Origin of the sequence: Pseudomonas taiwanensis, assembly GCF_013393345.1 — a bacterium.
In the GTDB taxonomy this organism is placed as follows: Bacteria; Pseudomonadota; Gammaproteobacteria; order Pseudomonadales; family Pseudomonadaceae; genus Metapseudomonas; species Metapseudomonas resinovorans_C.
Genome location: NZ_QJRF01000052.1, coordinates 22,244 through 41,169, shown reverse-complemented (window position 1 = coordinate 41,169; position 18,926 = coordinate 22,244). Strand labels below are relative to the sequence as shown.

At 65.6% G+C, this 18,926-nt stretch carries 17 protein-coding genes; 6 read left to right on the top strand and 11 right to left on the bottom strand.

Annotated features, from left to right (window positions below; translation table 11 throughout):
* Positions 1-1,250, bottom strand: a 1,250-nt coding sequence (locus tag DM872_RS11645; RefSeq protein WP_179059643.1) for an OprD family porin, incomplete at its 3' end; no start/stop codon positions are given.
* 397 nt (positions 1,251-1,647) lie between these two features.
* Between DM872_RS11645 and tauA the strand changes: the two genes are divergently transcribed.
* From tauA to DM872_RS11620, 5 genes are all read left to right on the top strand, one after another.
* Positions 1,648-2,628: a taurine ABC transporter substrate-binding protein gene (gene tauA / locus DM872_RS11640; RefSeq protein WP_218649242.1), complete on the top strand. Its 981-nt coding sequence runs from the start codon at positions 1,648-1,650 to the stop codon at positions 2,626-2,628.
* A 148-nt stretch (positions 2,629-2,776) separates the two neighbouring features.
* Positions 2,777-3,559, top strand: coding sequence for a taurine ABC transporter ATP-binding subunit (gene tauB, locus DM872_RS11635; protein ID WP_179059642.1), 783 nt, complete (start codon positions 2,777-2,779; stop codon positions 3,557-3,559).
* Complete coding sequence (gene tauC, locus DM872_RS11630) at positions 3,556-4,389, top strand: taurine ABC transporter permease TauC (RefSeq protein WP_179059641.1); 834 nt, start codon at positions 3,556-3,558, stop codon at positions 4,387-4,389. The genes tauB and tauC overlap by 4 nt, the downstream gene beginning before the upstream one ends.
* 119 nt (positions 4,390-4,508) lie before the next feature.
* The gene (gene tauD / locus DM872_RS11625; protein WP_179059640.1) at positions 4,509-5,342 is read left to right on the top strand and encodes a taurine dioxygenase; all 834 of its coding nucleotides are present in this window, start codon (positions 4,509-4,511) and stop codon (positions 5,340-5,342) included.
* 71 nt (positions 5,343-5,413) lie between these two features.
* The gene (locus DM872_RS11620) at positions 5,414-7,468 is read left to right on the top strand and encodes an OPT family oligopeptide transporter (protein ID WP_179059639.1); all 2,055 of its coding nucleotides are present in this window, start codon (positions 5,414-5,416) and stop codon (positions 7,466-7,468) included.
* A 171-nt stretch (positions 7,469-7,639) separates the two neighbouring features.
* Here the strand turns inward: DM872_RS11620 and DM872_RS11615 are convergent, their stop codons facing one another.
* From DM872_RS11615 to DM872_RS11570, 10 genes are all read right to left on the bottom strand, one after another.
* Positions 7,640-7,924, bottom strand: coding sequence for a DUF971 domain-containing protein (locus DM872_RS11615; protein ID WP_179059638.1), 285 nt, complete (start codon positions 7,922-7,924; stop codon positions 7,640-7,642).
* On the bottom strand, positions 7,924-8,889 hold the full coding sequence (locus DM872_RS11610) for a HEAT repeat domain-containing protein (RefSeq protein WP_179059637.1): 966 nt from the start codon (positions 8,887-8,889) through the stop codon (positions 7,924-7,926). Before DM872_RS11610 ends, DM872_RS11615 begins: the two co-directional genes overlap by 1 nt.
* Positions 8,886-9,740, bottom strand: coding sequence for an ABC transporter ATP-binding protein (locus DM872_RS11605; RefSeq protein ID WP_179059636.1), 855 nt, complete (start codon positions 9,738-9,740; stop codon positions 8,886-8,888). The genes DM872_RS11610 and DM872_RS11605 overlap by 4 nt, the downstream gene beginning before the upstream one ends.
* Positions 9,740-10,519: an ABC transporter permease gene (locus tag DM872_RS11600; protein WP_179059635.1), complete on the bottom strand. Its 780-nt coding sequence runs from the start codon at positions 10,517-10,519 to the stop codon at positions 9,740-9,742. Before DM872_RS11600 ends, DM872_RS11605 begins: the two co-directional genes overlap by 1 nt.
* Positions 10,520-10,626: 107 nt before the next feature.
* Positions 10,627-12,036, bottom strand: coding sequence for an ABC transporter substrate-binding protein (locus tag DM872_RS11595; protein ID WP_179059634.1), 1,410 nt, complete (start codon positions 12,034-12,036; stop codon positions 10,627-10,629).
* A 201-nt stretch (positions 12,037-12,237) separates the two neighbouring features.
* Positions 12,238-12,483, bottom strand: coding sequence for a 4Fe-4S dicluster domain-containing protein (locus DM872_RS11590; RefSeq protein ID WP_028629110.1), 246 nt, complete (start codon positions 12,481-12,483; stop codon positions 12,238-12,240).
* A 160-nt stretch (positions 12,484-12,643) separates the two neighbouring features.
* The gene (locus tag DM872_RS11585; RefSeq protein ID WP_179059633.1) at positions 12,644-14,371 is read right to left on the bottom strand and encodes a fumarate reductase/succinate dehydrogenase flavoprotein subunit; all 1,728 of its coding nucleotides are present in this window, start codon (positions 14,369-14,371) and stop codon (positions 12,644-12,646) included.
* On the bottom strand, positions 14,368-15,117 hold the full coding sequence (locus DM872_RS11580; RefSeq protein ID WP_179059632.1) for a GntR family transcriptional regulator: 750 nt from the start codon (positions 15,115-15,117) through the stop codon (positions 14,368-14,370). Before DM872_RS11580 ends, DM872_RS11585 begins: the two co-directional genes overlap by 4 nt.
* Before the next feature lie 233 nt (positions 15,118-15,350).
* Complete coding sequence (locus tag DM872_RS11575; RefSeq protein ID WP_179059631.1) at positions 15,351-16,541, bottom strand: trans-sulfuration enzyme family protein; 1,191 nt, start codon at positions 16,539-16,541, stop codon at positions 15,351-15,353.
* A 239-nt stretch (positions 16,542-16,780) separates the two neighbouring features.
* Positions 16,781-17,563: a MetQ/NlpA family ABC transporter substrate-binding protein gene (locus tag DM872_RS11570; protein WP_179059630.1), complete on the bottom strand. Its 783-nt coding sequence runs from the start codon at positions 17,561-17,563 to the stop codon at positions 16,781-16,783.
* A gap of 286 nt (positions 17,564-17,849) precedes the next feature.
* Between DM872_RS11570 and DM872_RS11565 the strand changes: the two genes are divergently transcribed.
* Positions 17,850-18,851, top strand: coding sequence for a D-cysteine desulfhydrase (locus tag DM872_RS11565; protein ID WP_179059629.1), 1,002 nt, complete (start codon positions 17,850-17,852; stop codon positions 18,849-18,851).
* Positions 18,852-18,926: the final 75 nt, after the last annotated feature.

Here is an 18,926-nt window from a genome sequence, read left to right as displayed (position 1 = left end):
CGCCAGGACACGCCGAGGCCTTTCAGCGGGCCGCCCTGCAGCACGTAGTCGAGGCGGAAGTCGCGTTCCCACTCGCCCTGGTCGCTGCCCTGGGTCTCGATGTTGCTGCCCTTCAGGTAGGTGCCCACGGCCTTCAGCCCCGGCACGCCGAGCTTGGCGAAGTCGTAGCCGTACTCGGCCACCCAGGTGCGCTCGCCGGCGCTGAGGAACTTGCCGATCTGGCGGTCGGTGATCAGGTAGGCGGTGGCGCCGTCGCCCTGGTTGAGGAAAGGGAAGGCGCTGTCGCCGGACACCTGCTGGTAGCCCAGGCTCGCCGCGTGGCCGCCGAGGGTGTAGGTGAACAGGGCGCTCCAGGTGCGGTTGTCCACTTCGAAGCGGTCCGGATCGTTGGTCGCCCAGTTGCCCGAGCTGCGGAAGCCTTCGCGGCGGCCTTCGACGCTGGCGTTCTTGCCGTCGGAGTCGCTGTAGAAGTAGCGCAGGTCGGACTTCAGCGCGCCCACCGGCAGCGCCCAGTTGTGGGTCAGGCCGACGAAGTGCTGCTGGTAGAAGTCTTCCAGGTTGCCGTAGTAGTACTGCGCGAGCAGGTTGTCGCTGACCTTGTAGTCGCCACCGGCGAAGTAGAACTTGTTGACGAACTGACCCGTGCGGGCGTTGTTCGCGCCGGCGATGGAGAGGCCGCGGGCGTCGCTGGAGTTACGCCCCTTGGCGTGTTCCAGCTGGCCGCCGACCAGGGTCAGGCCGGCGATTTCGTTGGAGGTGACCTGCCCGCCCTCGAAGGTCTGCGGCAGCAGGCGACCGTCGTTGTAGGTCACCACCGGCAGCTTCGGCAGCAGGGTGCCGAGGCGCGCTTCGGTCTTGGAGATACGCACCTTGCCGGTCACGCCGAGGCTGCCGAAATCGTCCTTGGCGCGGCCGTCGTTGTCGGTCGGGAACACGGTGCCGCCGTAGCTGGCGCTGGTCGGGTTGTAGTGGCGGCCCTTGCCGGAATCCAGCTTCACGCCCAACAGGCCGAGGGCATCGACGCCGACCCCGACGGTGCCTTCGGTGTAGCCAGAGGCGTAGTTGAAGAGGAAGCCCTGGCCCCACTCTTCCTGCTTGGACGGCGCGTCGGCGAACTGGCGGTTGTCCGTGTTGATGTAGAAGTTGCGCAGGGTCAGGCTGGCCTTGCTGTCTTCGATGAAACCGCCGGCGGCGGCCTGCTGGGCCAGCACGCCGAGGGCGACGGCCAGGGCGAGGGACGACTTGTTCATGCTCGATGCTCCATTGCGATCTTGTAAGGGTGTTGGGATGCCCGGAGCAGGAGCTGACGCGACGCGCCGCTGCGTGACCTTCGAAGCCACTGTCTTTTTCACAGGCTCCGGTGCAAGTGCGATGCGGCGGTCCGCTTTCGGCAGGCCGCCACTCTAGAAGGCGAATGCTAATTTCTAAAAAGAATTATTTTTTAGATGCAGATAACTTTCAGCAATAAGCAATTCTACGGAGGGCAGCAATCCGTCTGACCTAAGCTAATGCTAAAAAATTATTTATTTCGCGTTTTTTAGATCAATTAAATTCTCTTCACCGGACCACCGGACAACCCAGAAAGCAGCACACCCTGTCCCGTGGACCGGCCTCCAAGACCGGCCCTTGCCCGTTGAGGAGCACCCCATGATTCCGTCCCTGTTCCCCCGTCGCCTGCTGGCGGCCCTGACCCTTGGCAGCCTGGCCCTCAGCGCGCAGGCCGCGGACTTCACCGTCGCCTACCAGACCACCGTCGACCCGGCCAAAGTGGCCCAGGCCGATGGCGCCTATGAAAAGGCCAGCAAATCCGAGATCGATTGGCGCAAGTTCGACAGCGGCGCTGAAGTCATCACCGCCGTCGCCTCCGGTGATGTGCAGATCGGCTATGTCGGCTCCAGCCCCCTGGCCGCCGCCGCCACTCGCCAGCTGCCGATCCAGACCTTCCTGATCGCCACCCAGATCGGTGACGCCGAAGCCCTGGTGGCGCGCAACGGCGCCGGCATCACCAAACCCGAAGACCTGATCGGCAAGAAGATCGCCGTGCCCTTCGTTTCCACGGGCCACTACAGCCTGCTGGCAGCCCTCAAGCACTGGCAGATCGACCCCACCAAGGTGACCATCCTCAACCTCGCGCCGCCGGCCATCGTCGCCGCCTGGCAGCGCGGTGACATCGACGCCACCTACGTCTGGGACCCGGCCCTGGGCGTGGCCAAATCCAATGGCAAGGTACTGATCAGCTCCGCCGAACTGGGCAAGCTGGGCGCGCCTACCTTCGACGCCTGGATCGTGCGCAAGGACTTCGCCGAGAAACACCCTGAAGTCGTCCGCGCCTTCGCCAAGGTGACCCTCGACGCCTACGCCGACTACCGCAAGGACCCGAAAGCCTGGCTGGCCGACAAGGGCAACATCGACAAGCTGGTGAAGCTCTCCGGCGCCAAGGCCGAAGACATCCCGCTGCTGCTGCAGGGCAACGTCTTCCCGCTGGCCGCCGACCAGGCCACCGCCCTGGGCGCGCCGACCACGCAGGCCATCAGCGAGACCGCCGCCTTCCTCAAGGAGCAAGGCAAGGTCGACGCCGTACTGCCTGACTACGCGCCCTACGTCAGCGCCAAATACGTCACCAATTGATTGGCTGATCGGCTGCGCGTCGGCGTGGCGTTGTTGAAAACGACCTCGGACTGCTCACTTACAACAGTAAGCTCCGCGTCCTCGGTCGTTTTCGCCTAGCCATGCTCTAGCTCGCTCAATCAGCTCTACCTTGAAGAGCATTCGCAAAATGGCCTTACTCCAACTGGAGCGCATCAGCGCACAGTACCCAGGCGCGGCCGAGCCGGTACTGACCGATATTTCCTTCGACCTCGGCCCCGGAGAGCTGCTGGTGGCCCTCGGCCCTTCCGGCAGCGGCAAGACCACCCTGCTCAACCTCATCGCCGGTTTCGTCAGCCCCAGCGCCGGCCGTATCAGCCTCGACGGCGTGCCCGTCAGCGGCCCCAGCGCCGAACGTGGCGTGGTGTTCCAGGACGATGCCCTGCTGCCCTGGCAGGACGTGCTCGGCAATGTCGCCTTCGGCCTCGAACTGGCCGGCGTACCCCGTACCGAGCGTGAGGCGCGTGCTCGCGAAATGCTCGCCTTGGTGGACCTGGCCGGCTTCGACAAGCGCCGCATCTGGGAGCTTTCCGGTGGACAGAAACAGCGCGTCGGCATCGCCCGCGCACTGGCTGCCGACCCTCGCGTGCTGTTGATGGATGAGCCCTTCGGTGCGCTGGATGCCTTCACCCGCGAGCAGATGCAGGAGCTGTTGCTGCAGGTCTGGCGGCGCGCGGCGAAACCGGTGTTCCTGATCACCCACGACATCGAGGAAGCGGTCTTCCTCGCCACCGAACTCATTCTGCTGTCGCCCAATCCGGGCCGCATCGCCGAGCGCCTGCGCCTGGACTTCGGCCAACGCTACGCCGCCGGGGAAAGCGCACGGGCGATCAAGTCCGACCCGCAGTTCATCGAAACGCGCGAGCACGTGCTCGCCCAGGTTTTCGCCGAACGTCATAGGAGAAGCGCATGAGCAGCCTCGACCTGACCCTGGCCAGCAAGTCCGCGCCGTCCGTGAAACCGCGCCAGCGCCGCCCCCTGAGCACCCTGTCCATCAGCCTGCTGACCCTCGGCAGCCTGCTGCTGGCCTGGTGCGCCGTGACCACCGCCGGCCTGATCGAACCGCTGTTCCTGCCCAGCCCGCAGGCCATCGCCCGCAAGGGTTGGGTGCTGCTGACCCAGGGCTACATGGACGCCAGCCTCTCGCAGCACCTGGGCGCGAGCCTCGGGCGCATTGGCCTGGCCCTGCTGGCGGCGGTGCTGATTGCCGTGCCGCTGGGTATAGCCATTGGCCGCAATCGCATCGCCCGCGGCATCTTCGACCCGCTGATCGAGTTCTACCGACCCATTCCGCCGCTGGCCTACCTGCCCCTGATCGTGATCTGGTGCGGCATCGGTGAGCTGTCCAAGGTGCTGCTGATCTTCCTCGCGATCTTCGCCCCCATCGCCATCGCCACCGCTACCGGCGTGCGCAATGTCGACCCGGCGCGCTTGCGCGCGGCGCAGTCCCTCGGCGCCACCCAAGTGCAATTGGTCCGTCATGTGATCCTGCCCAGCGCCCTGCCGGACATCCTCACCGGCGTACGCATCGGCCTTGGCGTCGGTTGGTCCACCCTGGTGGCTGCCGAACTGGTGGCCGCCACCCGCGGCCTGGGCTTCATGGTGCAGTCGGCGGCGCAGTTCCTGGTCACCGATGTGGTGATCCTCGGCATCCTCGTCATCGCCCTGATCGCCTTCGCCCTCGAACTCGGCCTGCGCGCCCTGCAACGCAAGCTCGTGCCCTGGCATGGGCAGAGCCACTGAACATCCCTCGTTGGGCTTCGCTGCGCTCGCGGAACGCCGCCCGGCCCAACCTACGGTGGCGTCGTAGGTTGGTCAGAGCGCAGCGAAGCCCAACACATCCAGACATCGAGATACCCGCCATGCCTCTGCACATCACCCCGCTCTCCCCCGCCCTTGGCGCCGTGGTCGAAGGCCTCGACCTCAGCAAGCCGCTCGATGCCTCGCTGCGTGAAGCGGTGGAGCAAGCCCTGCTGACCCACCAGGTACTGTTCTTCCGCGACCAGCCGCTGAACCCGCAGCAGCAGGCCGCCTTCGCTCGCAATTTCGGCGACCTGCATATCCATCCGATCTATCCGAACATTCCCGATCAGCCGGAAGTGCTGGTCCTGGATACCGCCGTCACCGACGTGCGCGACAACGCTCTCTGGCACACCGACGTGACCTTCCTGGAAACCCCGGCACTCGGTGCGGTGCTCGCCGCCAAGCAGCTCCCGCCCTATGGCGGCGACACGCTCTGGGCCAGCAGCAGTGCGGCCTATGACGCGCTGTCAAAACCCATCCAGCAATTGCTCGAAGGCCTGACCGCGACCCACGACCTGTCCCGCTCATTCCCCGAGGAGCGGTTCAGCCTCACCGCCGAAGAGCACGAGCGCCTGGAGGATGCCAAGCGCAAGCACCCGCCGCGCAGCCATCCAGTGGTACGTACTCACCCGGTTACCGGACGCAAAGGACTGTTCGTCAACGAGGGCTTCACTACCCGCATCAACGAACTCTCGGCAGCAGAAAGCGATGCGCTGCTGCGCCTGCTCTTCGCTCATTCCACCCGCCCGGAGTTCACCATTCGCTGGCGTTGGCAGGTGGGCGACGTGGCCTTCTGGGACAACCGCATCACCCAGCATTTCGCCGTGGACGACTACCGGCCGCAGCGCCGCGTGATGCACCGCGCGACCATCCTGGGCGACAAGCCGTTCTGATCCGGTTACGCCCCGTGGTCTAGGCTTTCCCGTGCCGGCGCAACCCCGCAGGCATGCCCCTGGAGAGCGACATGACGGACCGCGTCCCTGACCACCTCGACCTACCCGAACTCACCCTGCGCGGGTTGATCCTGGGCGCGCTGATCACCCTGGTGTTCACCGCCTCCAACGTCTACCTCGGCCTCAAGGTCGGCCTGACCTTCGCCTCGTCGATTCCCGCCGCCGTGATCTCCATGGCGGTGCTGCGCTACTTCAAGGGCTCGAACATCCTCGAGAACAACATGGTGCAGACCCAGGCGTCGGCGGCCGGCACCCTGTCCTCGATCATCTTCATCCTTCCCGGCTTGTTGATGATCGGTTACTGGGCAGGCTTTCCCTTCTGGCAGACCGCGATGATCTGCGCCATCGGCGGCATCCTCGGCGTGCTCTACACCATCCCCCTGCGTCGCGTGATGGTGGTGCAGAGTGAGCTGCCCTACCCCGAAGGCGTGGCAGCGGCAGAGATCCTCCGGGTCGGCAGCAGCGACGAAGGCGACGACAAGACCGCAGCCCAGCGTCGCGGTGAACCCGGTCTGCGCGACATCCTTGGAGGCGGTCTGGTGGCTGCTGCCTTCAGCCTCTGCAGCAGCGGCTTCAAGGTACTCGGCGAGAGCATCAGCCTGTGGCTGGGCGCCGGGCAGGCGGCCTTCCGCTTCTCCACCGGGTTCTCCTTCGCCCTGGTCGGCGCGGGTTACCTGATGGGTATCACCGCCGGCATCGCCATCCTCATCGGCGTGCTGATCTGCTGGGGCGTGGCGGTGCCACTGCTGACCTTCAATGCCACGCCGGCCGCAGGCCAGGGATTGAGTGAGCTGGCCACTCAGTTGTGGAGTTCGCAGGTGCGCTTCCTCGGCGCCGGCACCATCGGCATCGCCGCGCTCTGGACCCTGGCCACCCTGTTCAAGCCCATGGCGCAAGGTGTGTGGACGTCCCTGCGCGCCGTTCGCGGCAAGGGCGAGACGAGCACCGCCCGCACCGAGCGCGACATGCCGCCCAAGGCGATCCTGCTGCTGGCCGGGCTGCTGTTGCTCGCGCTGCTCGGCGTCTTCGCCAACTTCCTCCACGAGGCCGCGCCGGAATTGTCCGGCTTCGGGTTCTGGGGCTTTGTGGCCGGCTGCGTGTTCTTCGCCTTCTTCTTCGGCTTCCTGATCGCCGCCGCCTGCGGCTACATGGCCGGCCTGGTGGGTTCGTCCAGCAGCCCGATCTCCGGCATTGGCATCATCGCGGTGATCCTGGTGTCGCTGCTGATCCTCGGCATGGGCAGCCTGGAGTCCGGTCTGCTGCAACTGGCCGACGGCAAGGTCGCCATCGCCCTGGCGCTGTTCACCACGTCGGTGGTACTGGCCATTGCGGCCATCTCCAACGACAACCTGCAGGACCTCAAGACCGGCTATCTGGTCGGCGCCACACCCTGGCGCCAGCAGGTGGCGCTGATCGTCGGCTGCCTGGTGGGCGCACTGGTGATCCCGCCGGTGCTCGACCTGCTCTACAACGCCTACGGTTTCCCCGGCGCCCTGCCCCGTGAGGGCATGGACCCGCAGCAGGCCCTGGCGGCGCCCCAGGCGACCCTGCTCACCGCCATCGCCAGCGGCATTTTCAAGGACGCGCTGAACTGGAACATGATCCTCATCGGCGTTGTGCTGGGGATCGCCCTGATCCTCGTTGACCTGGCCCTGCGCCGCACCAGCAAGGCCAGCCTGCCGGTACTCGCGGTGGGGTTGGGCATCTACCTGCCACCGACCATCGGCATGACCCTGGTGATTGGCGCTGCACTGGGCTGGCTGATCGACAGCCGCCTGGCCAGGCGCGCCCAGGCTGCCGGGCAGGACCTGGAGCGCTACGCCGAAGTGCCCCGCCGCCGTGGCGTGCTGCTGGCCTCGGGGTTGATCGTCGGCGAGAGCCTGATGGGCATCCTGCTCGCCGGGCTGATTGGCACTTCCGGCAAGGATGCCCCGCTGGCCCTGGTCGGCCCCGGATTCAGTGATACGGCGGAGTGGCTCGGACTCATCGTCTTCGCCCTGGTTTGCATCGCCTTCTGCCGGCATGTGCTGGGCACACAACGTGGGGGCGAATTTATTCGCGAATGAATTCGCTACAGGAAAGTGCCAGGATCGACCCCGCGCGGACGGGGCTCTTGTAGGGCCGGGTGCGTGGCCCTTTCGCGAATGAATTCGCTCCCACAGGTTCGGTGCAGAACGTGTAGGAGCGAGCTTGCTCGCGAACGGTCCGTGCACAACATTTCGCGAGCAAGCTCGCTCCTACATGCCGCCCAACTCCCGCAGGTATTCCCAGGGATAAATCCCGCGCTCGTGCCCATCGCTGAACACCAGTTGCACGCCATAACCCTGTAGCGCGATGCGCTCCAGGATCACGCCTTCGTCCACCAGCGTGATCGCCCCGCGCAGACGCGCTGCCTTGCACTGCGAGCAGGGGCAAGCGCCGCGCAGGCGGGTGTGGCTGATCTGCTGTTGCTCGCCATCGGCCCACTCCAGGCTCAGGCGCGCCTGGCTACGGGAATTGCGTAGCGCGCTGGGGGCGTCCATCAGGCGGCTCCCTGCAGTTGCGCCAGGGCGATGCGTACGGCCTTGCGGACTTCCGGATCACTGTCGGCTTCCGCGGCACGCAGAGCAGGTAGCCCGGCGGCGTCGCCCAGTTCACCCAGTGCCAGCGCCGCTTCCTTGCGCAGGTTGGCGATGCCATGGCCAAGCAGGGTAGCCAGCTCGGCGAGGGCCTGCCGATAACGCAGGCGGCCCAGGGCACGGGCGGCGCGCAAGCGGACCTGCCAGTAATCGTCTTCCAGGGCCTTCACCAGTGCGGGGCCGGCTTCGCTCAGCCCGACCTTGCCGAGGGTAGTCGCGGCTTCCTCGCGGACCTGCCAGGTGGTATCGCGCAGGGCCGCATACAGGGCCGGCAACACACCGGCATCGCGCGCCAGGCCAAGGGCGCCGGTGGCGGCGCGGCGCACTTCGGTATCGGCATCGTCGCTGGCCAGACGCGCCAGCGCCGGCAATGCCTCGCCGTGCTTGAGCCAGCCAAGAATGCCCACCGCCTCACGGCGCACCGCAGCCTCGCTATCGCTCAGCGCCAGAAGCGCGGCACCGGCGGCGTCCTCAAGACGCAACTCGCGCAGGGCACGCAAGGCACTGCTGCGCACGAAGGCGTCGGCGTGGGTGACCCAGGGCAGGACCAACTGCCCCGCTTCCAGGCTTTTCAGTTCGCTCAGGCTCTGGGCGGCGGCCAGGCGCACCGGCTCGGCGGCATCGACCAGAGCCGCGCAAAGTGCCTGCACCACCTCGGGTTCCTCCCAGGCTTCCAGCAGGCGCGCAGCCTCGGCGCGCACCTCGGCGGCCGGGTCCACCACCAGCGCGTCGGTGAGCCAGGGTAGGCCCTCCGGGTCTTCCAGGTCGGCCAGTTCGATCAGGGCGATGCGGCGCACGCCGGCGTCGTCAGCGGCGAGGCGTGGCAACAGGTCCAGGATGTCGGGGTTGTCGGTTTCACGGTGGGTCATAGGGCGACTCGCAATGGCGGGTGATCGGTGGGCAGTCCCAGCGGTGTCAGGCGTGGCAGCTCGCGGCCTTCTTCATGGCGCAGCAGTTCCAGGCAATGACGCTTGAGGTGGGTGAAGCCGGGGCTGGTGAGCAGGCTGGCGCGGCGCGGACGCGGGAAGTCCAGGCGCAGGTCTTCGATGAAGCGACCGGGACGCGGGCTCATCACCAGAATGCGGTCGGCGAGGAACAGTGCCTCGTCGATGTCGTGGGTGACGAACACCACGGTGGTGCGGATGCGCGTCCAGATATCCAGCAGCAGTTCCTGCATGCGCGAACGGGTCTGCGCATCCAGCGCGCCGAAGGGTTCGTCCATGAGCAATAGCCGAGGACGGTTGATCAGCACGCGAGCGATCTCGGCGCGCTGCTGCATGCCGCCGGAGAGCTGGCTGGGCCAGCGTGCGGCGAAGTCGCCGAGCCCGACCAGGCCGAGGAATTCGGCGGCGCGACGCTGACGTTCGAGCTTGCCGATGCCCTGCATCTTCAGGCCGAAGGCGACGTTGTCGAGCACGCTGCGCCAGGGCAGGAGCGTGTGGTGCTGGAACACCATGCCGCGCTCGGGCGAAGGTCCCGCGACCAGCTGGCCGTCCACCTCCAGGCGGCCGGCGCTGGGCGTGAGGTGGCCGGCCAGGGCACCAAGCAAGGTGGACTTGCCGCAGCCTGAAGGGCCGAGGATGCAGACGAATTCCCCCGGTGCGATGGCGAAGTCCAGGGCCTGCACCGCCTCGAAGGCATCGCGGCCCTGTCCCAGGCGGATGGAGACGCCCTTGGCCTCGATGCGGCCGGGTTCCACTGCGCGTTCGAAGCTGCTCATCAAGCGTTCCTCCGCGCGTGGTACCAGGGCGTGGCGAGCGCGCCCAGACGCTTCACCAGGGCGCTGCTGCCCATGCCGAGCACACCGATCAACAGCATGCCGACGACGATGTCGGCGTAGTTCTGCACCACGTAGGACTCCCAGGTGTAATAACCGATGCCGAACTGCCCGGAGATCATCTCGGCGGTGACCAGGCAGAACCACGACGTGCCCATGCCGATGGCGAGGCCAGTGACGATGCTCGGCGCCGCGCCTGGCAGGATCACTTCACGCAGGATTGCCAGCCGACCCGCACCCAGGCTGCGCGCCGAGGCGATCAGGCGCGGGTCCACCGCTTCCACGCCGTGCACGGTGTTGAGCAGGATCGGGAACAGCGCGCCGGTGAAGGTGATGAACACCATCGACAGCTCGGACGAGGGGAACATCAGGATGGCGAGGGGAATCCAGGCCACCGCGGGGATCGGCCGCAGCACTTCCAGCGGCGGCAAGAGGCTGTCCTCGGCCCATTTCGAGCGGCCGATGAGCAGCCCCAGCAGCACACCCAGCAGGGCGGCGGCGAGGTAGCCGGCGAACACCCGCGACAGGCTGCTGGCCAGGTGCGGCAGCAGCTTGCTGGAGTGCGCCAACTGCCAGGCCGCGTCGAGCACGGCAGCCGGCGTGGGCACGTAGGTGAAGGTGAACAGCCCGAGGTCCAGGCGCGCATTGGCGGCCAGTTGCCAGAACAGCAGGCAGGCGGCCAGTGATGCGAGGCGCAGGGGCCAGCGGTAGAGGTTGGTCATCGGTTTTCTCCTGCTGCTACCCCCTCTCCCCAGCCCTCTCCCCGAGGGGCGAGGGAGCGACTCCCCTCTCCCTTCAGGGAGAGGGGCCGGGGGAGAGGGCAAGGCAATCAACGGCTGGCGACGGCCTGCTTCTGATTGGCACTCACGAAATCGAGCGCCGTGCCACCGTTCTGCTGGGCGTACTGCTCGGCCTGGGACTTGAGCAGGAAGGCACTCAGCTCACCCTTGTCGTTGCGCACGAACCAGGCCTGGTTGGCCAGCAGCTTGATGCCGCTGTCGGTGGCCTGGGCGTAGATGGCGCGGATGTCCTTGCCCTCCTGCTCCAGCTGCGCCAGCGCGGTCAGTGCCGCTTCCGGCGAGGCGTAGTGGCGCACCTTGTCTTCACCGCGCACCCAGATCTGCGCCAGGCGCTTGAAGTCGGTGATCGGCTTGCCGGTGGCGGCGTCGTTGGCCTTGAGCGGCAGCGGCTCGTAGTTTTTCAGCGCCTTGTCGTAGTCCTGGCCCGCCGACTTGAACGCCGCGCGGATGTACTGGTCGTCGATGAACTTGGCGGTATCCAAGCCACGGTCGGTCTTCTTCAGCAGCTTCAGGGTGTCGATGGAAGTGGCCACCGCCTTGCGGTATTCGGGCTTCCAGGTGAGGTCGCGGGTCTGCAGGCCAAGGGGACCGTGGAACAGGTAGTTCACCTCGGCTTCGATGCCGGTGACCTTCTCGATCAGCTCGCTGTACTTCTCCGGTTCAGCAGCGAACAGGCGGTCGGCCTCCAGGCTGGCGCGCAGGTAGGCGGTGACGATCTCCGGGTATTTCTTCGCATAGGCCGCGTCCACTAGCGCTCCGTGGAAGGTGGGCGCCTCGGCCTGGGAGCCGTCGTAGATCTTGCGGGCGAAGCCACGGTTGGGGAACAGCTCGGCGAAGGGCACGAAGTCGGCGTGGGCCTCGATGCGGTTGCTGCGCAGGGCCGAGCCGGCGATTTCCGGCGGCTGGGCGATGATCCGCACGTCCTTCTCCGGGTCCCAGCCTTGGGCGGCGACGGCGCGCAGCAGCATGCCGTGGGCGGTGGAGGCGAAGGGCACGGAAATGGTCTTGCCCTTGAGCTCGGCCAGCGATTGAACCGGCGACGAAGCCGGCACCACGATGCCGTTACCGCTGCCCCGAGTGCTGCCCGAGAGCACGCTGATGAACAGGCTCTGCTTGCCGGCATCCAGGTGGGCGACGCCGTTGAAGGAGCCGGGGAAGTCGGCCATGGCGCCGAAGTCCAGCTTGCCGGCGACCATCTCGTTGGTCAGCGGCGCGCCGCTGGTGAAGTTCTTCCACTCCACCTGGTAGTCGGCGTCCTTGTACTTGCCGTCATGGGGCAGGTACTTCTCCAGCAGGCCCAGCTCGCGAATGAGCAGGCCGCCGGTGGCGCAGTTGATGGTGGTGTCCTGGGTGCCGATGGCGATACGGATGGTTTCCGCGGAGGCGGACAGGCTGGAGATGGCCAGCGCGAGGCCGGCGACGGTTGCACGAAGACGCATGGGTTTTTCCCCTCGAATCATGAGTGTTGGAATCGTCTCCGCCACGTGGTCGGGTGGTGGGAAACGAGGGGCTTTCAGGTGAGGCGTCCGGGGGTTGGCCGGATGGCATTTGCTTTGTGGTTTTCGGTAGGAGCCAGCTTGCTGGCGAAGCTCTTGCCTGCAGGTCCGTTGTTCGCCAGCAAGCTGGCTCCTACAGGCTTCTCAGCGCAGCAGGTAAGGAATCTCCACCTTCACCGCGCCGGTCGGGCAGTCCTTCTCGCAGGGCATGCAGTACCAGCATTCGTCGAAGGCCATGTAGGCCTTCTGGGTGGCCGGGTTGATGGCCAGGAGGTCCATCGGGCAGACCTCGACGCAAACGGTGCAGCCCTTTTCGGCGATGCACTTGTCTTCGTCGATGGTCACCGGTGCGCTGCTGCGGAAGAAGATTTCCTGGGGTTGATGGGCCATTTCACGATTTCCTTGGAGCCTGGGGCTCTCGGCTTGCTCTTTTGTGGGAGCGGCTTCAGCCGCGAAGAGCGCAACGCGCTCCCGCTTTCGTCCGGTGGCCGGTTCTGCGAACCGGTTGTTGGGTTTCGCTCCGCTCTACCCAACCTACGAAACCATCCTGCTACGCGGCGGCTTCGGTCTTCACCCGCAGGCGGTCATAGGCCTGCTGCTCTTCGGCATCCAGCGGGATCAGGTACGGCTCCACGGCTTTCTTGAAGCTGGTCATGCGGCCGTCCTCGCCCTTCTTCAGGTGGCAGTGGCAGAACCACTCGGCGTCGTTGCGCTCGGGGAAGTCCACGCGGTGGTGGTACAGGCCCCAGCGGCTCTCGGCGCGGAACAGCGAGGCACGGGCGGCCATTTCGGCGCAGTCGCGGATCACCGCCACTTCCATGGCGCGCATCAACTCGTGAGGGTTGTTGGCCTTCATCTGCGCCAGGTCTCGTTCGATCTCGGCGAAGCGCGTAAGGCCGATCTCCATTTTCTTGGTCACCTTGGGCGGCTGCAGGTAGTCGTTGACCATGCGCCGCAGCTTGTACTCGACCTGCGCCGGCGGCAGCCCGTGCTCACGCTCCAGCGGGGCGAAGACCCGCGCCCGCTCGCGCGCCACCTGCTCGGCATCGACCTCGGCAAAGTCGCGACCGGCCACGTAGGCCGCCGCGTTGACCCCGGCGAACCAGCCATAGGTGAAGGCGCCGAGCATGTAGTTGTGCGGCACGGCGGCCATGTCACCCGCCGCATACAAGCCTTTCACCGAGGTCTCGGCCTTCTCGTTGACCCACACGCCCGAGGCCGAATGGCCGGAGCAGAAGCCGATCTCGGAGATGTGCATCTCGACCATCTGCGAGCGGTAGTCGGTACCCCGGTTGGCGTGGAACTGACCACGGCTCGGACGCTCGTTGCTGTGGAGGATTTCCTCGATCGTCTGGATGGTTTCTTCGGCCAGGTGATCGAGCTTGAGGAACACCGGGCCGTTGCCACCTTCGAGTTCCTGGTGGAACTCCCACATCATCTGGCCGCTCCAGTAATCGCACTCGATGAAGCGCTCGCCCTTGCTGTTTGCGGTGTAGCCGCCCAGGGGGCCGGTGACGTAGGCGCAGGCCGGGCCGTTGTAGTCCTTGATCAGCGGGTTGATCTGGAAGCACTCCAGGTTCGAAAGCTCCGCCCCGGCGTGATAGGCCATGGCGTAACCATCACCGGCATTGGTCGGGTTCTCGTAGGTGCCCATCAGGTAGCCGGAAGACGGCAGGCCGAGGCGGCCGGCGGCGCCGCAGGCAAGGATCACCGCCTTGGCGCGGATCACCCGGAATTCGCCGCTGCGGCAATCGAAGCCCATCACCCCGCTCGCCGCGCCCTCGCCATCCAGCAGCAGGCGGGTGCAGACGATGCGGTTGCTGATTTCCACCCGCGCGCGCTTGAGCTGGCGGTAGAGCACTTTCTTGATGTCGTGGCCCTCGGGCATCGGCAGCACGTAGGCGCCCATGTGATGGACCTTTTTCACCGCGTAGTCGCCGGTCTCGTCCTTCTCGAACTTCACACCCCAACGGTCCAGTTGCTCGATGGTCTCGAAGCTGTGGGTGGCGTAGGCATGCACGGTCGCCTGATTGACGATGCCGTCGTTGGCGATGGTGATTTCCTTGGTGTACTGCTCAGGCGTCGCGTGGCCGGGGATGATGGCGTTGTTCAAGCCGTCCATGCCCATGCTGATGGCGCCGCTGCGCTTGACGTTGGCCTTGTCCAGCAAGAGCACGCGCAGCTCGCGGTTCTTTTCCTTGGCCTTGATGGCGGCCATCGGGCCGGCGGTGCCACCGCCGATGACGACGATGTCGTATTCCTGTTCTCGGGTGCTCATACCTGGGGCCCCTTCTGACGGTCGATGCGCAGGCGGTACTGGAAGGCATCGCCGCGGTAGTAAAGGTGTTCGAAGTCCAGCGGCGTGCCGTCGGCAGCGTGGGTCAGGCGCTCGATGCGCATGATCGGCGAGCCTTCTTCCACTTCCAGCGCCTGGGTCAGGTCGCCGTCGGCGAGCACTGCATCGATGGCCAGATCGGCATGGCCGAGGGGAATGCCGCAGTCGTTTTCGAGGATGAGGAAGATGTCGCGGGTGGCGAGGTCGGCCTTCTCCAGCTTCTCGCCCACCGCCTTCGGCAACCAGGTGATTTCCAGGGAGACCGGCTCACGATTGATCAGGCGCACGCGGCGAATTTCGGTCACCGGGCTGCCTTCCTCCACCTGCAGTCGCGCGGCCACCAGGGCGCTGGCCGGCACGTGCTTGAAGCTGCGCAGTCGGTTCAGTACCTCGTAGCCCATCTGGGTCATGGACTCGGCCAGGCCCTGGAGGGTGGTGACGTTCTGGAAGGCCTTGGGCTTGGCGACGAAAGTGCCCTTGCCGTGGATCTTGAAGATCAGCCCTTCCTTCTGCAGGTCGCCCAGCGCCTGGCGCACGGTGATGCGGCTGACACCAAACGCTTTGCCCAGCTCGCTTTCCGAGGGCATGCGGCTGTGGGGCGGGTAGGTGCCGTCGAGGATGCGCCCGCGCAGCAGCTCCTTGAGCTGGCTGTAGAGCGGTACCGGGGAGAGGGGAAGCAGTTCGGCCATGTCGTTGTTCGCTCGTGATCCTGACTTGTTATAACAAGTTGTGGCGAGAGAATAGCGAGCATAAGAACGCGCCGTGAAATACTTTTATTGAATAAGGATAGAAGGTCGAGGTACGGAGCTTTTGCTGTTTTGTGGGGGCGAATTCATTCGCTATGCAGGTCGCAGACCTGCCGTTCCGAAGGGGACCGCTGCGCGGTCCTTAGCGAATGAATTCGCCCCCACAAGGAGAGCTATCAGAGGCTATCCAACGCCTGCACGAAGTCCTGAACGATATCGGCCGCGTCCTCAATGCCCACCGATACACGGATGGTGCCGTCATGGATATCCAGCTCGGCCAGGGCTTCCGGCGACAGGGCGCGGTGAGAAGTCTTGCCGGGGTGGGTGATGCTGCTGGCGACGCCCGCGAGGGACGGTGCGAAAGCGGTGTTCTTCAGGGCACGGATCAGCGCGTCCACTTCAGCCAGGCCGCCGTGCAGGGTGAAGCTGAGCATCCCCGAGGCGCCCTTGGGGAACAGCCGCTGGGCCAGCGCGTGATCCGGGTGCGAAGGCAGACCCGGGTAGAACACCTGGGCCACTTTCGGATGGGCCTCCAGGGCTTCGGCCAGGGCCTGGGCATTGGCCGAGTGCGCTTTCATGCGCAGGGCGAGGGTCTTGGCGCCACGGAAGGTCAGCCAGGCCTCGAACGGGCTGGCGCTACCACCGGCGTTGATCTGGAAGCGCCGCGCCTGGGCGATCCATTCGGCATCGCCGACCAGGATGCCGCCGGTGGCATCGCTGTGGCCGTTGAGGTACTTGGTGGTGCTGTGCAGCACCAGGTCGGCGCCCGCGGCCAGCGGGTTGTAGAGCGCCGGCGAGAGGAAGGTGTTGTCCACCAGCAGCTTCAGGCCACGGGCCTTGGCGAGCGTCGCCAGCGCCGGAACATCGCTGACCCGCACCAGGGGATTGGAGGCGGTTTCGGTGTAGATGAGTTTCGTCGCCGGGGTGATGGCTGCTTCCACCGCCGCCAGGTCGTTGATCTCCACCAGGGTGGCGGTGATGCCGAAGCGCGCCAGCTCCTTCTCGATCAGGCTCTGGGTGGTGCCGTAGAGCTCGCGGCTGGCGATCAGGTGGTCGCCAGCATTCAACCGGCCCAGCAACGCCGCACTCACCGAGGCCATGCCGGACGCGGAGAACAGCGCCGCTTCGCCACCTTCCAGTGCACACACCAACTCCTCCAGCGCCGCCTGATTGGGGTTGGCGATGCGGGTGTACATGTAGTTGTCGGGGTTGCCGGCGAGGAAGTCGTCCACCTGCTCCAGCGAGTCATAGACGAACACTGAAGATTCGTAGATGGGCAGGCTCTTGGGCCGGGTGACCATCCTGCGGTCGACGTCGTTACCACTGTGGACGGAACGGGTGGACAGGCCGGGTTTGGGGGTGGGCATGGGGAGCTCCGGAAAGGCAGGCTGGCACTTGCCATTGTGGGGGCGAATTCATTCGCTATGCAGTCCGCAGGACTGCCCTACATGGTCGGGGACCGCTGCGCGGTCCTCAGCGAATGAATTCGCCCCCACAAGGAATCGCCCCTGCAAGTGCAGCAGAAAAAAAGAACGCCGACGATAGTCGAGACTCGTCGGCGTGAGGAGGGGCGGGTCATGCTCCCGCCACCGTGGCTAGCAGGTGATCAGAACGCCGGCACGACCGCGCCGGAGTACTTCTGCTCGATGAAGGCTTTCACTTCCGGGCTGGTCAGCGCGGCGGAGAGTTTCTTGATGGCGTCGCTGTCCTTGTTGTCCGGACGGGCTACCAGGTAGTTCACGTAGGGCGAGGTGCGGTCTTCCAGCACCAGCGCGTCCTTGGTCGGGTTAAGCTTGGCTTCCAGCGCGTAGTTGGTATTGATCAGGGCCAGGTCGACCTGGTCCAGCACGCGCGGCAGCAGGGCCGATTCCAATTCCTTGAACTTGAAGTTGTGCGGGTTCTCGGCGATGTCCTTCGGGGTGGCCAGGGCGTTCTTCGGGTCCTTCAGCTTAATCACGCCGGCTTTCTGCAGCAGGATCAGGGCGCGGCCGCTGTTGCTGCCTTCGTTGGGGAGGGCGATGGTGGCGCCGTCCGGCAGTTCCTTCAGGGATTTGTACTTGCTGGAGTAGCCGCCGAAGGGCTCGACGTGCACACCCTTGACGATCACCAGGTGGGTGCCTTTACCGCTGTTGAAGTTGTCCAGGTAGGGCTTGGTCTGGAAGTAGTTGGCGTCCAGGCGTTTCTGGTCGACCTGCACGTTGGGTTGCACGTAGTCGGTGAAGACCTTCACTTCCAGGTCCACGCCTTCCTTGGCCAGCTGAGGTTTGATCAGCTCGAGGATTTCGGCGTGCGGTACCGGGGTGGCGGCTACTACGAGCTTCTCGCCAGCCTGGGCGAAGGTGACGGACAGGGCGGCAGCCAGAGCGGTCAACAGCAGGGTCTTCTTCATGATGATCCTTTTCGATTCTGCGGCTCCGGCTGGATCTTCAGCCGCGAGCAAGTGTTGGGATGCCCGGTCTGGGTGCGCCGGGTTGAGGCCGACACTACGAAGATTTTTTATAACTAACAAATATCGTTTTCTTATTTTTATATTCCACATCTGACATATAAACGAGCCGCCCGAGTAGCGCCCACAACCTGACTGACCAGTACTTTCATGTCGCGTCTGCGAATTGCCTGCGAGCCCCCGGCTCACTAGAGTGGCAGGCTTCGTAACTGCCCAGTGAGCCGCTGTCATGCTCAACGCCGCCCTCGCCCGCTTTTCCCGCCTGGAACTGGTTCCCTCGCCCACCCCGCTGGAGAAGCTTGCGCACCTGTCGCAGAAGCTCGGCCGCGACGTCTATGTGAAGCGCGACGACCTCACCCCCTTCGCCCTGGGCGGCAACAAGGTGCGCAAGCTGGAGTTCCTCGCCGCCGAGGCCCTGGCCCAGGGCGCGGACACCCTGGTCACCGCCGGCGCCATCCAGTCCAACCACGTGCGCCAGACGGCCGCTCTCGCCGCGCGCTTGGGCCTTGGCTGCGTCGCCTTGCTGGAAAACCCCATCGGCACCGCCGACCGCAACTACCTGGAGAACGGCAACCGCCTACTGCTGGACCTGTTCGGCACCGAGGTCGAACTCGTGCCCAACCTGGACAACGCCGACGAGCTTCTCGCGGCCACCGGCGAACGCCTGCGCGCCGCCGGCAAGAAACCGTATCTGGTCCCCATCGGTGGCTCCAACGCCCTGGGTGCGCTCGGCTATGTGCGCGCCGGCCTGGAACTGGCCGAGCAGATCAAGGCCAGCGGCGAACACTTCTCCGCCGTGGTGTTGGCCTCCGGCAGCGCCGGGACCCATGCCGGCCTCGCCCTGGCGCTGGAATCCGCCCTTCCCGGCACGCGCGTAGTCGGCGTCACCGTCTCGCGACCCGACGCCACCCAGCGCCCGAAAGTGGAAGGTCTGCTGCAACGCACCGCCGACCTGCTCGGCGTGCCGGTACCGGCCGGGCTCAAGGTGGAGCTGTGGGACGAGTATTTCTTCCCGCGCTATGGCGAGCCGAACGCCGGAACCCTGGACGCCGTGCGCCAGGCCGCCAGCCTTGAAGGCCTGCTGCTGGACCCGGTGTACACCGGCAAGGCCTTCGCCGGCCTGCTCGATGGCCTCGGAAAGGGTGCTTTCGAAGGTGACGGGCCGGTGCTGTTCCTGCACACCGGTGGCTCCCCCGCGTTGTTCGCCTATCATCCTGCGGGTACCCCGTGACACCCGCTTATTCCCTGATTGCAGCAATAGATAATTTTTAATTATTTTATTGCATATAACCAAATCCCTAGAGTT